The 17,647-nt window shown below is 39.9% G+C and carries 1 protein-coding gene; it reads right to left on the bottom strand.

Annotated elements, in window-relative coordinates:
- Positions 1-944 precede the first annotated feature (944 nt).
- Entirely contained in the window at positions 945-17,570 is a 16,626-nt protein-coding gene (locus tag C9J42_RS04980; protein WP_107301726.1) for a GEVED domain-containing protein, read from the bottom strand.
- Between the last annotated feature and the right edge of the window lie 77 nt (positions 17,571-17,647).

Below are 17,647 nucleotides of genomic sequence, written 5' to 3'. Positions count from 1 at the left end.
TCCCCCAAATCAACAGGCTCATACCCATCTAAAACATCAAAGACAGTGATAAACATATGATAAGGATCATCTATGTCACCTTTTCCATCACCATGATAACTGTTTCCCGTATCTTCGGCTCGTGGGTAATCGTCACCCTCATCATAAGCGGTATAGTTTGGCCAGTATTTGATGGTACTTCGATTAATATTACTTTCAGTATTATTTTGACTATCAAGCATTGAATGGTCATCGTAAAACTCTATCGGATTCCCAGCGTTAGCACAGTTATTTTCCCATTTAGTGAAATCATGCCACCATTCATTATGGGAACCTTCCCCATTAAAGCTCCACCCCACATGACGACCAGCAACAAGTGCGCGAACAGAACCGTTTACATTTATCTCATGAGAAATACGATTATTTGAACATTTCACCGTTCCCCTTGGTATTGGCCCTTCTATGTCGTGACCGCCTCCCATTGTGCTATCCCAAGACCAATTAAGATTTGCCATCGTACAATAATCAGTATCCATTGCTTGGTATTCAAAAATATAGAACGACCACGGTATCGTTTCACCCGCGGGTATATCACGCCCTTCGTTAAAAAAACAAAACTTCCAGCGCATATCACCGTGATTTGAATGTCCTGCCATTGATGGCAAGACGCCACCAAAAAGCAAAAACATTAATGAAACAATACGTAGACAATTCTTCAGCATGTTTAAATATCCATAATAAAGTTATGCACGTGATGCTGTGTTATAACAAAGTTGACTTTTTTATTTTTATTTTTATTTCTCTATCTTTAATATAACTGAGTAGATAAAAATAAAAGAATCAAATTTAAGAAAAAAGGCGTTAATGAAAACAACAAAAAAGAACAAAAAAATAAACAATTATTAAATTTGATAAAATTATTAAATTTAATAATTAAAAATAGTTTTCAATAAAGAGTCTTAATATTAATCTTCAATTTTAACGCGATATGATATTTCTCCACGTTGGCCTGGAAGTAGTTGCCCTGTTAATATCCAAGATATATCACCTTGATAACCGGTTTGATTAGCACCATGGACTGTATCAACATTACAAGGTAAAAGGGTACTGCATGTAATCGGCTCACTTAATTCAGTAAATGGCGGTGTTGTTTCAAAAATAACAATGTCACTAATTGGCCCCGTCCCTACATTAGAATACGTAACAACATATTCTAAAATATCATTCGGTGTACCTTGATTACTTAATACGTTTTGATTATCTGTTGTTATATTATTTACGGTTAAAGATAGCTTTAATTCACCAGATCCCGAATAAGTAACTTTAATCGTGTCAGATACAACTGCTTGCTTTATCAACTGTGTCATAAAGGGAGAATTTTGAGCATAATCCACATCAGCCGTTATTTGATATTGATACTGTTGATCATTGGTTGCTGTCGATGGAATATTTACTCGACTAATTATACATATTTCTGTTGTTCCCGATACTGATTGAGCCCCACCTAAATTTATTTTTGGATCGGTCTCATCAATATTTAGATCACAGTCTTGATCATGATAAAGTAATACAACCCAGCCACTGGTAGCACTGTAGCGATTATCAGGTATAACGTTAAATGTTATATCTGCTTCTGTATTTAAATTAAATTTATGAGGAATTAATAACGGCTTTCCAGGTTCTGAAGTCTTGGTATGGCTTTCAGTTAAACGTGGCACTGTGACTTTACCAAAGTTTAGCCCTGTAATGTCATCACCTGCACTCGCGTTGATTGCCATTTCATTGTCAAACACACTCGAGCTTGAAACCTGTGAAATAGCACTAACGTCAGCCTCACTAATATCCACCCATTTAGATTGAGATTTAATATTTAGCAGTAAATCTTTATCGGCGTAATCAACACCTAGTATAAATTTATAGTATCCGTCACCACGTGTTGATTTCGCAGATATGACATCGCCGGCACTCACACCTGTAACACCAGAATCATTAAATGTGACTGTGACATCAAAGTCTTTAAGTCCTATTTCTGAGCTTGCTTTAATACCATCATGTGCAGTTGCTATATTTACACCGTTATCTTCAAACACATAACCACTAAGTACTATTCTGTTTAAGAGCTCAAATAAGTGATCCTCAACCTCTCCATCTAAGGCCTCTCCGTGTGGAGTATCACAGTTATTTGCTGTCGAGCAGAAGCGAATACGCATGGTTGTATCACCACTGTATCCAAATGCGCTTGCCGCATCGAGCTCTAACTGTAATGAATGTGTACCTGTCGTTAAGAAGGTGTCATCGTGTAAATGCTCATTAGGATCATCGAAATCAAAATCATTATTTAGATCAACCCAGATATTAATGTAGCCATTACCAACAACAGGGATACTCACCGCGGTCGGTGTTTCGACAATAATTGGTGAAGGAATGGCTAAGTCTTCATCATCATACCCATGGGTGTCATCCCCTGTTGCTAAAGCATGCACTTTCGCATTAAGTTCAGGATCCAATGATGTACCCAGTAAGAAGTCGCCTACCCCATCAGGTGTCACCGTTCCATCATTATTATTTTTGCTATCGATATAAAGGTGCGATGCTTGAGTATATTGACTATCGCCATCACTAAAGTCTTTTGATTGATAGCAACCTGCAATATCTGCTTTTTCAATACTTGTTGCTGTTGTCTGTTTTAAGAAACTGACTTCTTTGGTTGGTATATTAATGCGATACAATGCTGACTGACCCATCACATCAATGATGTTGTCATTATTTGAGTCATGATTGCCACCACTTGTCATGACATATAAATTGGTTGTCGTGTCCATTAGGAGACCCTCAACCTTCAAATTGCCATTACCATCTACTTGTGGGCCTGCAAGCCCATTAAACGTTAACGAATACGAAGTAACTAATCCGTTTGTTGGGTGAATCTCGTAGAACTTGCCGGCTTCTATATCCACAAAATAAATATTATGGTTAGTATCATCAACAGCTAAATCTCCGCCTCCCGAAAGCGCTGTGACGCCATTCGGTAATTGAAGTGGCATAACGCTAAATGATTGTGTCGATGTATCTATTTTAATGATCGAAGTAAGATCTTGATGCCAAACAAAGAGATATTGATTATCAGAAGAAATATCTCCAGCAGATGGCGCGGGAATAGATAGTGATGTGTTTAATATTTGTCCTTCATCCAGCGATACAGTAGACCCATCACTTTTATTGATATCAACATTACTCTCAGCATATATATAACCAAGATCAACCACACTTGTTGCGTCACGGTCAGTCACAAATAGATGAATATTATTTGTATCTGCATTAACAAATGTACCGTAAATAAAGCCTGTGACAGCATCAAATCCGATCGCATCAATATTCGATACGTTTGTTTGGTTGATAATAGTTATAGGATCAACAATGCCATTCATACTTATCGGCGTATTTGCCAAATCAATATTTTCTAACCGTTTCGACGCCGATACCTCTTGGGTATGAATCGTCAAATTACACGTCGCATTCTCATTCAGCTCATAAAATAGGAAACGATAATCCTCGACTTCACCTTTATTCGCAGTCCCGTATGTTTTATTACAAACGGTACTGTCACACAGCCTTACACGAAGAAAACTATAACCAAATGTCACATCAGACGGGATAGTAACAGGGAAAACATTCGTCCCATTTACTGCTGAAGATGTACTTATTACTTGCTCATTCGCATCATCCCAGTCACCATCTCTATTAAAGTCTAACCAACCATAGAGGTGGATAGGTTGGCCTGCTGCGGCAGTATCTGCTTGAACATCAATACTGATATTAAGAGTGTCACCACCTTTCGCATGCATTAATGAGAAGGTAACACCATCTTCATCATCATAGTTATTTTCATCATCCGCCGTTGCTGTTGGGTTTTGTCCATCACCTAAATCTGTGTCCCACATGTTTCCTAAACGTAAATCAATTTGTCCATTATCATCATCATCAGACTGTACATGAATCGCGCCATTGTTTTCATAAGTCGTTGTATAGTCTCCGACTCCAGTGCCAGAGGTAAGATCAGGAGCATCACCAAGATCAGGCCCGAGTACATCTGGCGGCTCTGTAAAACAAGCTTTTTGTAAATTCCATGCCGCCCCCGTACTACCCGAGAAACCAAAACGTACCATGTTAGTATTAAAATGTGAGCGCAGATCATAGTTAATATCACCAATGACCTCACCATCAACATAGTATTTTAAGTTATTCGTACTTGGCTCCCAATAGAACTGTGTTAGATGATAACGTCCATCTTCGAGTTCACCGCTAGGCGCCGTTGCTGTTGGTCCACCGACAGCTTTTGGCGCCATCAATGTCGACGCCGTTGAAGGTGTTCTCAAATCACCATCTAAATATACTGCAGTGTGATCGATAAATTGTCGCCCGGTACTACTGTTACTGAGTTCATCAGTAAAGCCATTCCCTAAATTATCATAGGTATCAAATTCAACGACGACTGATGGAGATATAGGCCCAGTTCCTCCACCGCTCGCACCAACACCAACACCCAGTAATCCCCCCCAAGAGCCCGACGCATTAAAGCCTCTATCATCTGAAGTGATAATAAATGTCATACCATCAGCACCTGCTTCTATCGAGCCAGTTCCTTGATTACAGTTTTGGTTACAGGAACGATCCCCTAAATAAACAGCAAGTTCGAAATAAAGGCTTTTATTTAAATCCATCAGGTCGTAACTCCACAAATAACCTCGCTGGCTAGTCTGTGGTAACGTAATAATATATTCGTTAGTGGTCTCATCTAAGAAAGAAGCGTCTTTTTCATAGACTCTTGGAGCGATACAAATATCAGGCGCAACGGAAGTTACAACTGAAGGAGTAACGCTGAAAGTATCATCTTCACCGTTACCAAACCCATTATTGAAAGTAGCATCACTGTCTCTTACGTCTGATGACTCTATTTCACTATTGATTATTGATGGTGAGAGATTTTTAGATGCAAGTCTTATTGTCGCGTAGTCACTAAAACCAAGCCCAACAGCACCTAAGTCCAACATCCCCGTAGCATGATCATAACGACCATCCGCTAGAGGTGTTTCACCATCTCCTTCATACGCCCGAACAAATATATAGTCATCAGGAATGTCCAATAACACATTCGTGTTGAAGGCTATTGCAGGTCCATAATTTCTTGCTTGGACAACAACATTAAATGGAATACCTTCTGTAACTGTACTACCTGGGTCTAAATCTAAGGTTAACTCTAAATCCGCCACAGGTTTGAGTGAAATAAGATGATCTTCTACTTCTCCATCAGGCGCACCACCATTAGGCTGATTACAATCTCTAAAGTTAGTACATACCCTTAAACGAAGATAAGTATCAATGGGTTGAACATCACTCGGTACTGAGAAATCTAAATCAACATTACCACTTTGTGAAAAGTTGAATGACTCTCTTTCATCAGAGTCGAAACTACCGCTTCCATCAAAATCAATCCAACCATAGATATACCCAGCCCCTGCAGACATTACAGGGACTTGCAGTGTTAACGTATCGGTATCGGATAGATAAGCAACGATCTCTGGCTGTGTGAAACCATCTTCATCATTGGTGTCTGTTGTATCATCAATATCGGCATTATCATTGGTGATTGCATCTAATTCAGGATCCACCAGCGAGCCAATCTTAGGTAAACCTGCGCTCATCTCATGCCTTGGACCATTTTGTTGCATGCGTGTCGAATAACGATTCTGCGGTGCATCGCCAAAATCAATATCAAAATTAGCATAACGACATAAAGCACTATCACCATTACCAGTACCCGTTGCTATCGTACTGACTTTTCCACCCACGACGTTAGGTGAAGCTGGTGTGCTGATATCAAACCGATAGTACTCGCCTGAGCTTTCAATATAGGCAAACATAATTCCATCACGATCAAAATAAATACCGTCAGCTCCAGCTGAGATATTCGTCTGACCATGATCAGTGACTGTAAACGTTGCATTGACGGTATTTAAGGTAAATTCTAATAAACGACCATTCTGTATTTGTTCAATTGCCCAATATGTTGAGGACGTTGGGTGAAGAGCAATATCGCCTAAGTTATAGCCTGAGTTATTTGACACACCCACGTAATTTAGAAAATCTAATGTGGAAGAATTTATATTAATGAAATGGAAGGCACCGTTACTGTCCGTTAATACCAAAATATCATCGTCACTGACATCTCCCCCTGTAATAGATACTCCGCTTATCTCTGGTATCGTAAAACGAGATGCGATATATCCACTGGCGTTGATCATCATTAATTGTTGCCCATTACCTTCAACTCCCCATAGAAAACTCTGGTAGGGGCTATAAGCCAAACTAACGATAGGATCAACGCCTGACTGATATTTAATAGAGGCTTCAGCCGCAACAATATCGACTTCATATAAATCAGAAATTGCTTTCGTCATCAGATAGCCAACTTTAGGACATTGTTCAAATGGAAAAAGTGTCACACGATCGGCAAAATTAGAGTTGGGTAAATTACCGTAGGCAAAACCTAAATCAATAACATTTGGGCTAGTTGAATAATGGTCGACTGGGTCTACGATTTGTTTATTTTCAACCGCCCCCGTTGAAGTATTAATTTGTCCATTACTTGGGCCATTGGCATTATCACAGGAGATAGAGGTAAACATTGCTGTTTCATATATTTTATACTCTTTGCCAAATAATAAATCGAATTGATAATAGCCAAGAGGATCATTAACAGTATCGCCTGTCACATCGGTATTTCCATCCGATGTCATCATAGTTTCACAGGTTCCATCTGTTTGGTTATAGAGCGTAACATTGACTGCACCAATACCTAGTTCATCATCATGTTTTACTCCATCATCTGTTGTACCGTTATTATTACCATCATCATTAAAGACAAATCCAGAAACACGTTGAACGGCTGGTATATCTGCATATCGACAGACAGCGCCATCTGAAAGACTACCATCACCGGTACCACTCTGATCTCCTTCACCAATAAATCCACCTAATGGCGTATTTGGGTCGCTAATATCAAAACGCCATAATTGCGGTGTGTGTGAATTGGTATTTGCGTATAAATAGCCATTTTTATCAAAATATAAGGCCTGAGGTGCTTCACCTTCCCCAGGGAAGTTTGTGTTACCAAATTCTGTAATCGTCGCTGAGCCTGACAATGTATTTATGTTTAGACGAACTAACTTATTTGGTGAACCATCACTCAATGCCCAGATTTCCCCCGTCGTTGGATGAACAGCAATGTCACCAATAATTGTGCCAATATCACCAGAGGAAGTACCTAGTTGTTGAAGGTAGGTTAATGAAGAAGGGTTTAAATCGAACAGTGAAACAATAGCGTTTTTAACGACAACTAAAACATCATCATTGGTAACAGTAGCAATACTTGCTGTTGGTAAGTTTAATGCAAGTTGCATTATCCTATCGCCATTAGCATCAATTGCGACCAAATCACCTGAAATCTGGGTATCGACAGCGAAAATCATTTGCTGTCGCACACTATAACCCATAGATGCCATAGCTGTAGTGCCGTCAATAAATGTTGTCAACTCGCCAGTGGAAAGATCGAGAGTAAATACATCTGTTTCTGTAGACGTATTGTCTGAATAATATGCGGTTGTTGAACATACTGAATGAGGAGCAGGTATCACTCTATCACCAAAGTTTTGGTTAAGAGAGTTACCATAAGCCTGACCTAAATCGATGACATTGGCTGTTGTAGATAAATGGTTTGGAGGATCGGCTATTTCGCTATTTTCTAATGCGCCCAGTGTGGTATTAATACTGCCGCTTGATGGTGGACCCGTTGCGCAGTTTAATGTGGTAACACCATAGGTTTCATATATCTGGTATTCTTTTTGATATTCTAATGCAAATTCATAGTAACCAATATCTTGTGAATCTATACTGCCATCACCATTAGCATCCGTGTCGCCTACAGCCGTTTCAACAACAGTACACAGATTGTCTGTCACATTATATAACGTTACCCCAACTCCGCTAATACCTTGCTCGGTACTATCCATAGACCCATTTTGAATTTCGAAACCACTGACTAATGTCGTATTATCATCATGGAAAACATAACCCGATACTTTTTGTACCTTTGGTACTTCCGCATAACGACACAAGGTACCATCATTATAATCAGTCGAGGCGCTAGGTACGGCAAAAGTTCCTATAAAGCCACCTTTTAAATCTGGGTTTAATGAATCTGAAAGATCGTATCGCCAAACTTGATATTCCCAAGGTGTGGTGGTTTCAGCTCCAGAAACGATAAACAAAGCCCCTGTTTTATCAATAAACTGTGCATCAGGCGCATTAATGTTGTTGGGGAAGTCAATCTCTCCTAGATCGGTTATCGATGTTTGTCCTATCGTAGCTGTTGATGTGAGATCAGTAGCAATATTTAGTTTTAATAAATGGCGATTAGTATCTACCGCAAAAATGGTACCGTCAGGGTGAATAACCAGATCATTGATATCATATCCAATATCATTTTGCGCACCGCTACCATTGTTATCGATGCGTGTTAAATAACTTTCTCGGGCTGGATTAACGTCATATAACATCACTTTTCTGACCGAATTGATGCCAGAACTTAAATGATTACGCGTTACTGCGATCAAAATATCATCGTTCGTCACCGCCAAAGCAGAAACAATTGGTGCATCAACATCAAAGCGCAATACAGGCTCACCGGCGCTGTTTAAAGCAACGATATCGTTATTTCCGTTTTGCAATATAGAGAAGAGTAAGTTTTGTCTTACGCTATATCCAATTGCTCGGTAGATAAAAGAACCAGAGGTATTAACATCGCTCAGCTGGCCATTAGCATAATTAATATTATGTAAGTTAGTATCGAAACCGTAACCTGTTGCAAAATACAACGTTTCATCACATGTGAGAGCGTTAGAAAAACTAATATCAGCAAAGTTCATACCTTCGATACTAGAAGTTAGTGATGGTATATGAAGTATATTAGTCGAGCTTGATAAGTAACCTGTTGGATCTTTGATTTGCACATTACTTAATGCACCAGTCACCGTATCTACACTACCACCAGATGGTGCTGACGCACTACAATCAATGGTGCCAACACCTGCTGTTTCATACAGTTTATATTCCTTATTAGGCTCAGCTTTAAAGAAATAGTAACCAGCACTATCTATATTACCGTCATTATCAATATCTTGCGTACCATCAGAAGTATCTATCTGAGAACAAGAATTGCCAGCAACATCAAATAACGTCACCGTTATATTTCCAATCCCTACTTCTGCGGTATCTTTCACGGCATTGTGTTTCAACATACCATTCGGATCAGTTGTTAACGTATCTTCAAATACGAAACCCGATATTTTATTGAGTTTAGGCACTTCGACAAATCGACATAAGGCCCCGTCGTGGTAACTCGCTGTTGGTGATATTTTTTGAAAGCGCCCTATAAACTCACCGTTCAAATTCGGGGCATTGGAGTCTGAAATATCATAACGCCAAATTTGATAGTAATAAGGACTCTGAGATACCACTCCTGACACGACATAAAGCGAGCCACTACTATCCATGAAATGTGCATCTGGCGCTTCAATCGTCGCTGGATAATTCGTCGTACCGACTTCCGTGACTGTCGTCTGCCCTAAAGAGCTCGAACTTAAATCAAGGTTTATATTTAATTTCAGCAGCTTAAGCGAATCGTCAATAGCAAAAACACTACCATCAGGATGAATAGCAATATCGCCAATAGTGTAGCCGATATCATTTGTTGCTCCGTCACCATTAGTATCAATACGAGACAGATATGTGCTTCTTGCCGGATTTAAATCATACAGCAATATTTTACGTACAGAATTGATACCTGAACTTAAAAAATCTCTAGTAATGGCAATGAGTATATCGTCATTTGTAATCGCTATTGCCGACAAAGAAGGTGCATCCACACCAAACCTAAGAACGGGCTCACCTAGGCTGTTAATCGCGATAATATCATTCGAACCTTGCTGCATGATCGAGAACAACATATTTTGTCTAGTGCTGTAGCCAAGTCCACGATACATAGCGACTTCTGATAGCGTTACATCTGTAAAATTACCCGTGGTTAAATTCACATTGTGTAAATCAGTATCCGTGCCTGAGCCAATTGCAAAATATGGTGTATTGTCACATGTTAACCCTTGTGTGAAAGGAACATCTGCGAAGTTTTGATTATCAATATTTGTCGTTATCAGTGGAATATGAATAACATTCGGGGAACTAGAAAGGTAACCTGTAGGATCGGCTATTTCAGCACCAGACACAACTCCTGTTGCAGCATCTTGAATACCTGCAGATGGCTCACCTAAACTACAATCGATAGAACTCGCATTCGCTGTTTCAAATATTTTATATTCTTTGCCGTGCTTACCATCAAAGTAATAGTAACCAAGAGGGTCTGTAATACCATCACCATTAATATCGCTTGAACCATCTGACGTATTTACCTGATAACATATATTTTCCGCAACATCTAACAATGTGATGGTCACACCGCCAATACCAACTTCTCCTCCATCCATTTGTCCATTATGTTTTTGGAATCCATTGACACCTGCGGTCTTTGTATCGGTAAAAACATAACCCGATATTTCTTTATTTGGCTCGACACCATTATAACGACAAGAGGCTCCATCTATATTGTCATTGGCTGAAAATGTATCAGTGCCCATTAACTCTGCACTTAATGATGGGCTATTCAAGTTAGTAATATCTAACCGGAAAGTTTGATGCGCACTAGCCCCCTCCATGACAACAAATAGATAACCAAACTTATCAAAATATAAGGCCCCCGGATTAGTACCATCACTACCATTCGGTAAGTCCGTTTCACCAACATCGATAATAGACTGTGCATTAACCCCCGTGCTATCTAATACCAGCTTATAAAGGTGTGGACGGTCATCATAAGAAAGCATCCACAACGACCCATCTGTCGGATGAACAGCAATATCACCAACATTAATGCCGATATTACCGGAGCGTATACCGACTTCGGTTAGATAAGATGATGAATTAGGGTTCACGTCGAAAAAGCGTAATTGCCGACCTAGCGCATTATTAGTAACAAGCACCAAAATATCGTCATCAGTCACCGTCGCGACTGTAGTTTGAGTCGGTACATCAGCATTAGATATTCTTGCCACCGTATCACCTTGTGAATTGATAGCAATGAGATCATTGTAATTGGCAGCCACCCCCCATATTCTTTGTTGTCGCACACTGTATCCCATGGCGTGAACGGTCGCAGCTGAAGAGCTGTTTATGTTGGTACGCTCACCAGAAATTAAATCTATTTGACTGTAATTTGTCGCTGTTGGGGAATTATTTGAAAGATAAGCGGTAATACTACAGGTATCAAATGGTTGACTTGCAGCAAAGTTACCAAAATTATTGTTAGTGCTATCGTTATCGACTGTTCCAAGAACAATTTTATTCGGCGTTATTGAACCATAACCAGAAGGATCAGCGACATCATTATTCACCACTGAACCCGTCGATTTATCCACACTTCCAAATGATGGCGGTCCCGTTGAGCAATCTATTGTTCCAGCATCCGCTGTTTCATAAATTTCATATTCGTGACCTTTACCTACAGTGAACTGATAATAACCTGAACCGTCAGTTGTTGTTTGTTGACAGACTTCATCAGTTAAATCATAGAGAGTGATAGTCACACCCGATATGCCGGGCTCACCAGCATCTTTTGACCCATTCTGCCTTGAAACGCCATCAATATCTTGGGTCAATTGGTCTTCATAAACATAACCAGAAATTTGTCTAGGTGGAGGTACACTCGCATAACGACATAATGCGCCATCGGTAGAAACATCATCTATCGATACCGTTGATGTCCCCACTAAAACTGCCGTCGACGATGGGTTGCTGGCTTGGAAACACACCATATCCATGGTTGACGTTCCATTACCATTACCACCATTTACAGCCCCACTTAATCCATATAAATTATCGTCGACATCGATAAACAAAGAATCAAAATCTCGATTAAAGCTGTTAGAGAGGCTACCCACGCTTGATGTGGTAAAAGTCCCCGTCGTAAAGTTAATCGTTATTCTATTGACTTGTCCATTAACAAAAACAGCATAAATTTCCCCCGTGCGAGAAATCGCTATATCATGAAATATATTTGATGAACTAGAGTTCTGGCTACCAATACGTTGTAAATAATTTTCAGAGGCTGGATTAACATCGTATAGGTAAATCGTTGTTGACGTATTGTCACTTACCGTGAGTATTAATACATCATCATTGGTGACATCCCCCCCAGTTATTTCACCAGAAGCAATTGAAACACTGCTGAGGTTTGCGATGACCGTTCCGCTAGCGTCTAAAGCCTGAATCGTATTTGTCGTATTGTTTACGCCCCAAATCACCTGTTGACGCATACTAAAGCCTAAGGCAGAAAAAGGGTCGTCAATCGGTGATGGCGATATCAATCCCGTTTGCATACCTAATAGCCCCCATTGATTATTCGGAGCATTATTAAGGGCTGTATATGCTTTAACTGGGCATGATGAGAATAGGTTTGATACTATTTTGTCAGCAAAATTGACATTCGATTGTTCACTTGTCACGGTGCCAAGAGAAATTGTATTTGTTGATGTAGAAATATATCCGCTTAGATCAGAAATAGAATTATTACTTACAGAGCCATCAAGCGTACTAACAGTACCAAATGTTGGTGGCCCACTACTACAATCAGGCGCGGAGGTGAGTTGTCCGGCCTCAAAAACAGTGTATTCATGCCCATTAGTTACTGTTTTACTCCAGTAACCGATATCGACATCAAAAGAGCCATCGCTTGTTGACACCGTATAACAACTTCTATTTCCGTTACTCGGATCATATTCATAGATGAGAACATTTACGCCAGCTATACCGTTTTCATTACTCTCTTTTGTACCATTGTCAGCAACACCACCACCATTGCCATCATCCTCAAAAACATAACCAGAAAGCTGACTATATGTATCAGTAGTGACTATGGCAGAAGTTTCTGCATATCGGCACCGAGCACCATCGTTAACCGTTGCAGTTACACCGTTTCCAACTAGCTGTGCATTTAAGTTTGGTGAAGCGGGTGAGGAAATGTCAATCCTCCACAATTCCCCTGTACCATTAATACTCGCATATAGTGATCCATTATCATCAAAATAAAGCGCCCCCGGACCATCACTATTTCCTCCTCGAGGAATATTATCTATTGAGCCCATCGGGGTTTTTGATGCCGTATAATTATTCAGATTAACGTCGATCCTAAAGAGCGTCATGTTATACCATCGAATAGTCCAAATTGATTTATCTATTGGATTTATAGCAATATCACCAAGATCAATAGGACCAAGTGTGTCGCTCATACCTAGCTGAGTTTTATAGGTTGGAGAGTTTGGGTTTACATCAAAGAAATGAACACGACGGCCATTATGTTGAGAATCCATCATGATCAATATATCATCGTCAGTTACATCACCCGCTAAATATTGAATTTGATTATTAGGGTTGTTTGCTGCCCAGAAAATACCAGGTACGTCAAACCTAAAGATTTCACTTCCTGAACGATCAATTGCAATAATATCGCCAGCATTCATACCCCATAAAATATTCTGCCTAACACTGTGACCGACACCAGTAATAACTATATCCTGAGTATTATTTACTACAGTTTCGGTACCATTTAATAGGCTAATTTCATACATATCTGATGGGGCATTTTTAAACAGATACGCTTCTGAAGAACAGACTCCAAATGTAAATTGATATGCCTTATCGGCAAAATTTTGATTCGATAAATCATCATTGACCGTACCTAATTCAATCACATTAGGTGACGTCGATATATAGCCAGAGGGATCTCTTATTTGAGCATTTGTGATAGTTGTTCCATCAATAACCGTGCCTTGAGAAGGAGGGCCAGCCCCACAATTGGGTGCGACAGTCAGAGGTGCTGTCTCATAAAGAAAATAGGCATCGCCCGGGGTAATTTCAAATTCAAAGTACCCTTTATCTAAATCATCAACAACGCCATCATTATTTTGATCGGTATTGCCATTAGACGTTTGAACAAACAAACAACTATTCTGAGTTTGATTATAAAGTGTTACGCCAATACCACTGATACCAGCTTCAAAACCGTCTTTTATGGTATTGTTTTCAATACCACCACCGAATCCATCATCGTTAAAAACATACCCAGAAATGCTGGTTGGCTCTACTGTAATTAAATAATCTTCAACCTCACCGTCACTGACACTGCCAGTATCTATCATCGTATTTTGGCAGCCTGCAGTTTGAGAACATACCCTTACACGCATATACGTGTTTCCACTAAGGGCATTATTGGGGACGTTGACAGAAAAAGTATTGGTACCTATTAGGCTAGAGGCGTTACCTGTATCACCCGCTGAAAAAATCACTTCTGAGCTGTTATCAAACACGCCATTTTGATTCCAATCTACCCAACCTTTAACATAAACGCCTGATAAATTCGTTTGGGGATCACGAGATACTTTCACATCAACAGACATCGTTTGCCCTGCCTTGAATATCGCAGGGAAGGTCACGCCATCTTCATCATCAGCGCCATCTTCATCATCGGCGTTGGCTGTCGCACTTTGTAATGTACCTAAATCGTTATCCCAAATATCCCCTAAGATTAAATCAACCTGCCCATCATTATCATAGTCATACTTTCTATGAGCAGGACCACCATTTGCCGCGGTCGTCTGATAATTCCCCGTACCTGTTCCACTATTTGGATCAGGCGCATCACCAAGGTCATTTTCAAACGCGTGAACAACGGCTTCACCCAGTGTTGAGAAGAGCATTCTAACATTGTGCTCCTCACACATATTAACGGCGCCAAAGTTCCACTGAACAGCAATACCATTATCGGTATTTACATTCGTATTCAACTCATTGTTTAATGTATAAGGACTACTCTTCAACAAATTTTTAGGACTGCCATAATGTCCTGAGAAGTAATTGACCCAAGACGTATCTAATTTCAGATACCCCATAAATTGGTCACTATTAGAATAATTTTTTGTTACACCAACAACATTATATTGACCGGAACCATCAGGTTGATAGTTGGCTGCATTATAAGGGACAGCAAACGCACCCCCATTATCTCCACCACTTAAATACGTATCAAAGCCAACAGAGACTAAAATATTATTTGTATTAGAACCGTTAGCTGACTCAAGCAAAAATTTCGTATCATAGAAAAGCTCACCAGCAACATAACTAATACGTGTTGTTACACGAATATCATTGCCATCGTAATTATTATTACTATTTCTATCCCAGTACCGAGTAGACCATACAGTGAAAGGATCTAGTGCTGCCCCTGAACCTGTCACGTCGGTTATAGTAAAGCCTCTCATTTTACTCGCCCCACAGCTAACTCCTGATGATGAGACCCCATCAGATAACCACAAGAAAGGAGCTGTAGAGCCACAACTTATATTGTTGTAAGCATAGCTTTGCCTCTGTCCGTCTTTTTGTAATGCAACTCCCCCTGTCACCAGATGTTTTAAGACTAATGGCGAGCTTGAGATAACAGTATTGGTAATTGGACTGCCATGACTAGCGTTTGGTGTTGCATCAGAAAGCGGTGAGAGATCACAAGAATAGATGGAAAGTACTTGAATTTTTTGGTCTTCAACCTCACCATCATCAGCACTACCGGTTGGGGAGTTACATGAAGTGTCACTAGAACAGGTTCTAACACGGATGAATGTATTTCCAACCATTGCTCCCGTTGGTATTGTAAAAGCGTATGCTTGACTATTTGCAACAGCTGAGGGTCTATCGACTATTTTTTCACTATTTTCCCAAACACCATTTTGATTCCAATCAGCCCAAGCATAAACTTGTAAACCGTTTAACCCTGAATCGAAGTCTTTCGTCGTTGTAATCGTAATATATTCAGTTTGCCCTGCTCGTACTGAACTATTTAAAGCAATACCGTCTTCATCATCAGAGCCATTATTATCGTCTGCTGTTGCATCGGCATTTTGTAACGTCCCATTATCAGTATCCCAACTGGTACCCAACATTAAATCTACTGTACCATCATTATCAATATCCTTTTTAAGATGAGAAGCTCCTGAATTTGCAGATAAAGTTTGGTAATCGTTAGTTCCTGTGCCTGATGTCGTATCGGGTGCATCACCATAATCAGCACTCTCTACAATAGTAATTTTGTAATCTTCAACCTCACCAGAAAGGTAGGGAGCGTTTGGAGACATTAATGGCTGAGTACACTGACTAGCAGCATCTTCAATACAAATTCTTACTCGGAGATAAACATCACCTGTTAGCGCAGATTCAGGAATTGCAAGTGAGTGGAGCCCTGTGTTGTTAGAAGGATAAACATCAAATCTCGGGTAACTTAATAAAACCATCTCATCGGAAAAATCGTTATCTTTATCGTAATCGATCCAAACAGCGGCGATACCATAGTCTGTATTCACACCAGGGGCATCACTGTCGTAAGACCAATTAACGATGAACTCTATATTGCCTCCTTTTTCAAAGGTTGTACCGGATGGGAAAGTAACACCATCATCTGTATCATTACCAGAACAGGTCCCATTAAGAGTATAACCAACTTGATTATCATCGGAGGTCGCCGAACTATTTAAGGTTACGCCATCGCTTATCCAATCATCACCATCCCAACACGACCCTAATCGTAAATCAGTAACACCATCGTTATCTTGATCATACAATTTGTGAGAGGGACCACCATTATTTGGATCTGTCACATAAGGAGATGGCGCATCAGATAAGTCCCAAAGCTCATACCCTGACAATGTATCAAAAACAGTGATGAACATATGATAAGGATCATCTATGTCGTCTTTTCCATCACCGTGATAATTGTTTCCGGTATCTTCGGCTCGTGGGTAATCGTCACCCTCATCATAAGCGGTATAGTTTGGCCAGTATTTGATGGTATTTCGATTAATATTAGCCTCAGAGTAATCTTGACTATCAATCATCGAATGATCATCGAAAAACTCAATCGGATTCCCAGCGTTAGCACAGTTGTTTTCCCATTTAGTGAAATCATGCCACCATTCATTATGGGAACCTTCCCCATTAAAGCTCCACCCCACATGACGACCAGCAACAAGTGCGCGAACAGAACCGTTTACATTTATCTCATGAGAAATACGATTATTTGAACATTTCACCGTTCCCCTTGGTATTGGCCCTTCTATGTCGTGACCGCCTCCCATTGTGCTATCCCAAGACCAATTAAGATTTGCCATCGTACAATAATCAGTATCCATTGCTTGGTATTCAAAAATATAGAACGACCACGGTATCGTTTCACCCGCGGGAATATCACGCCCTTCGTTAAAAAAACAAAACTTCCAGCGCATATCACCGTGATTTGAATGCCCAGCTTCAACTGGAGACGAAAAAATCAAAGCAAAAAGAGAAAAAAGCAATAGTATTGTTGGTAATAATTTTACCGACATCGATTTCTCCTCTAAATATGAGACCAATAAATAACTTATATTTAGTACGCAAAAAAAATGCCAGCAATTAACTATTT

It is taken from the genome of Photobacterium sp. GB-56 (assembly GCF_003026105.1).
Classification (GTDB): domain Bacteria; phylum Pseudomonadota; class Gammaproteobacteria; order Enterobacterales; family Vibrionaceae; genus Photobacterium.
Note: the sequence above shows the minus strand (reverse complement) of the source record. Positions and strands in the feature narration are given on the sequence as shown.

Bases quoted from the DNA above. Each gene is read 5' to 3' on its own strand.
- C9J42_RS04980 (WP_107301726.1), bottom strand. From the start codon at position 17,570: ATGTCGGTAAAATTATTACCAACAATACTATTGCTTTTTTCTCTTTTT.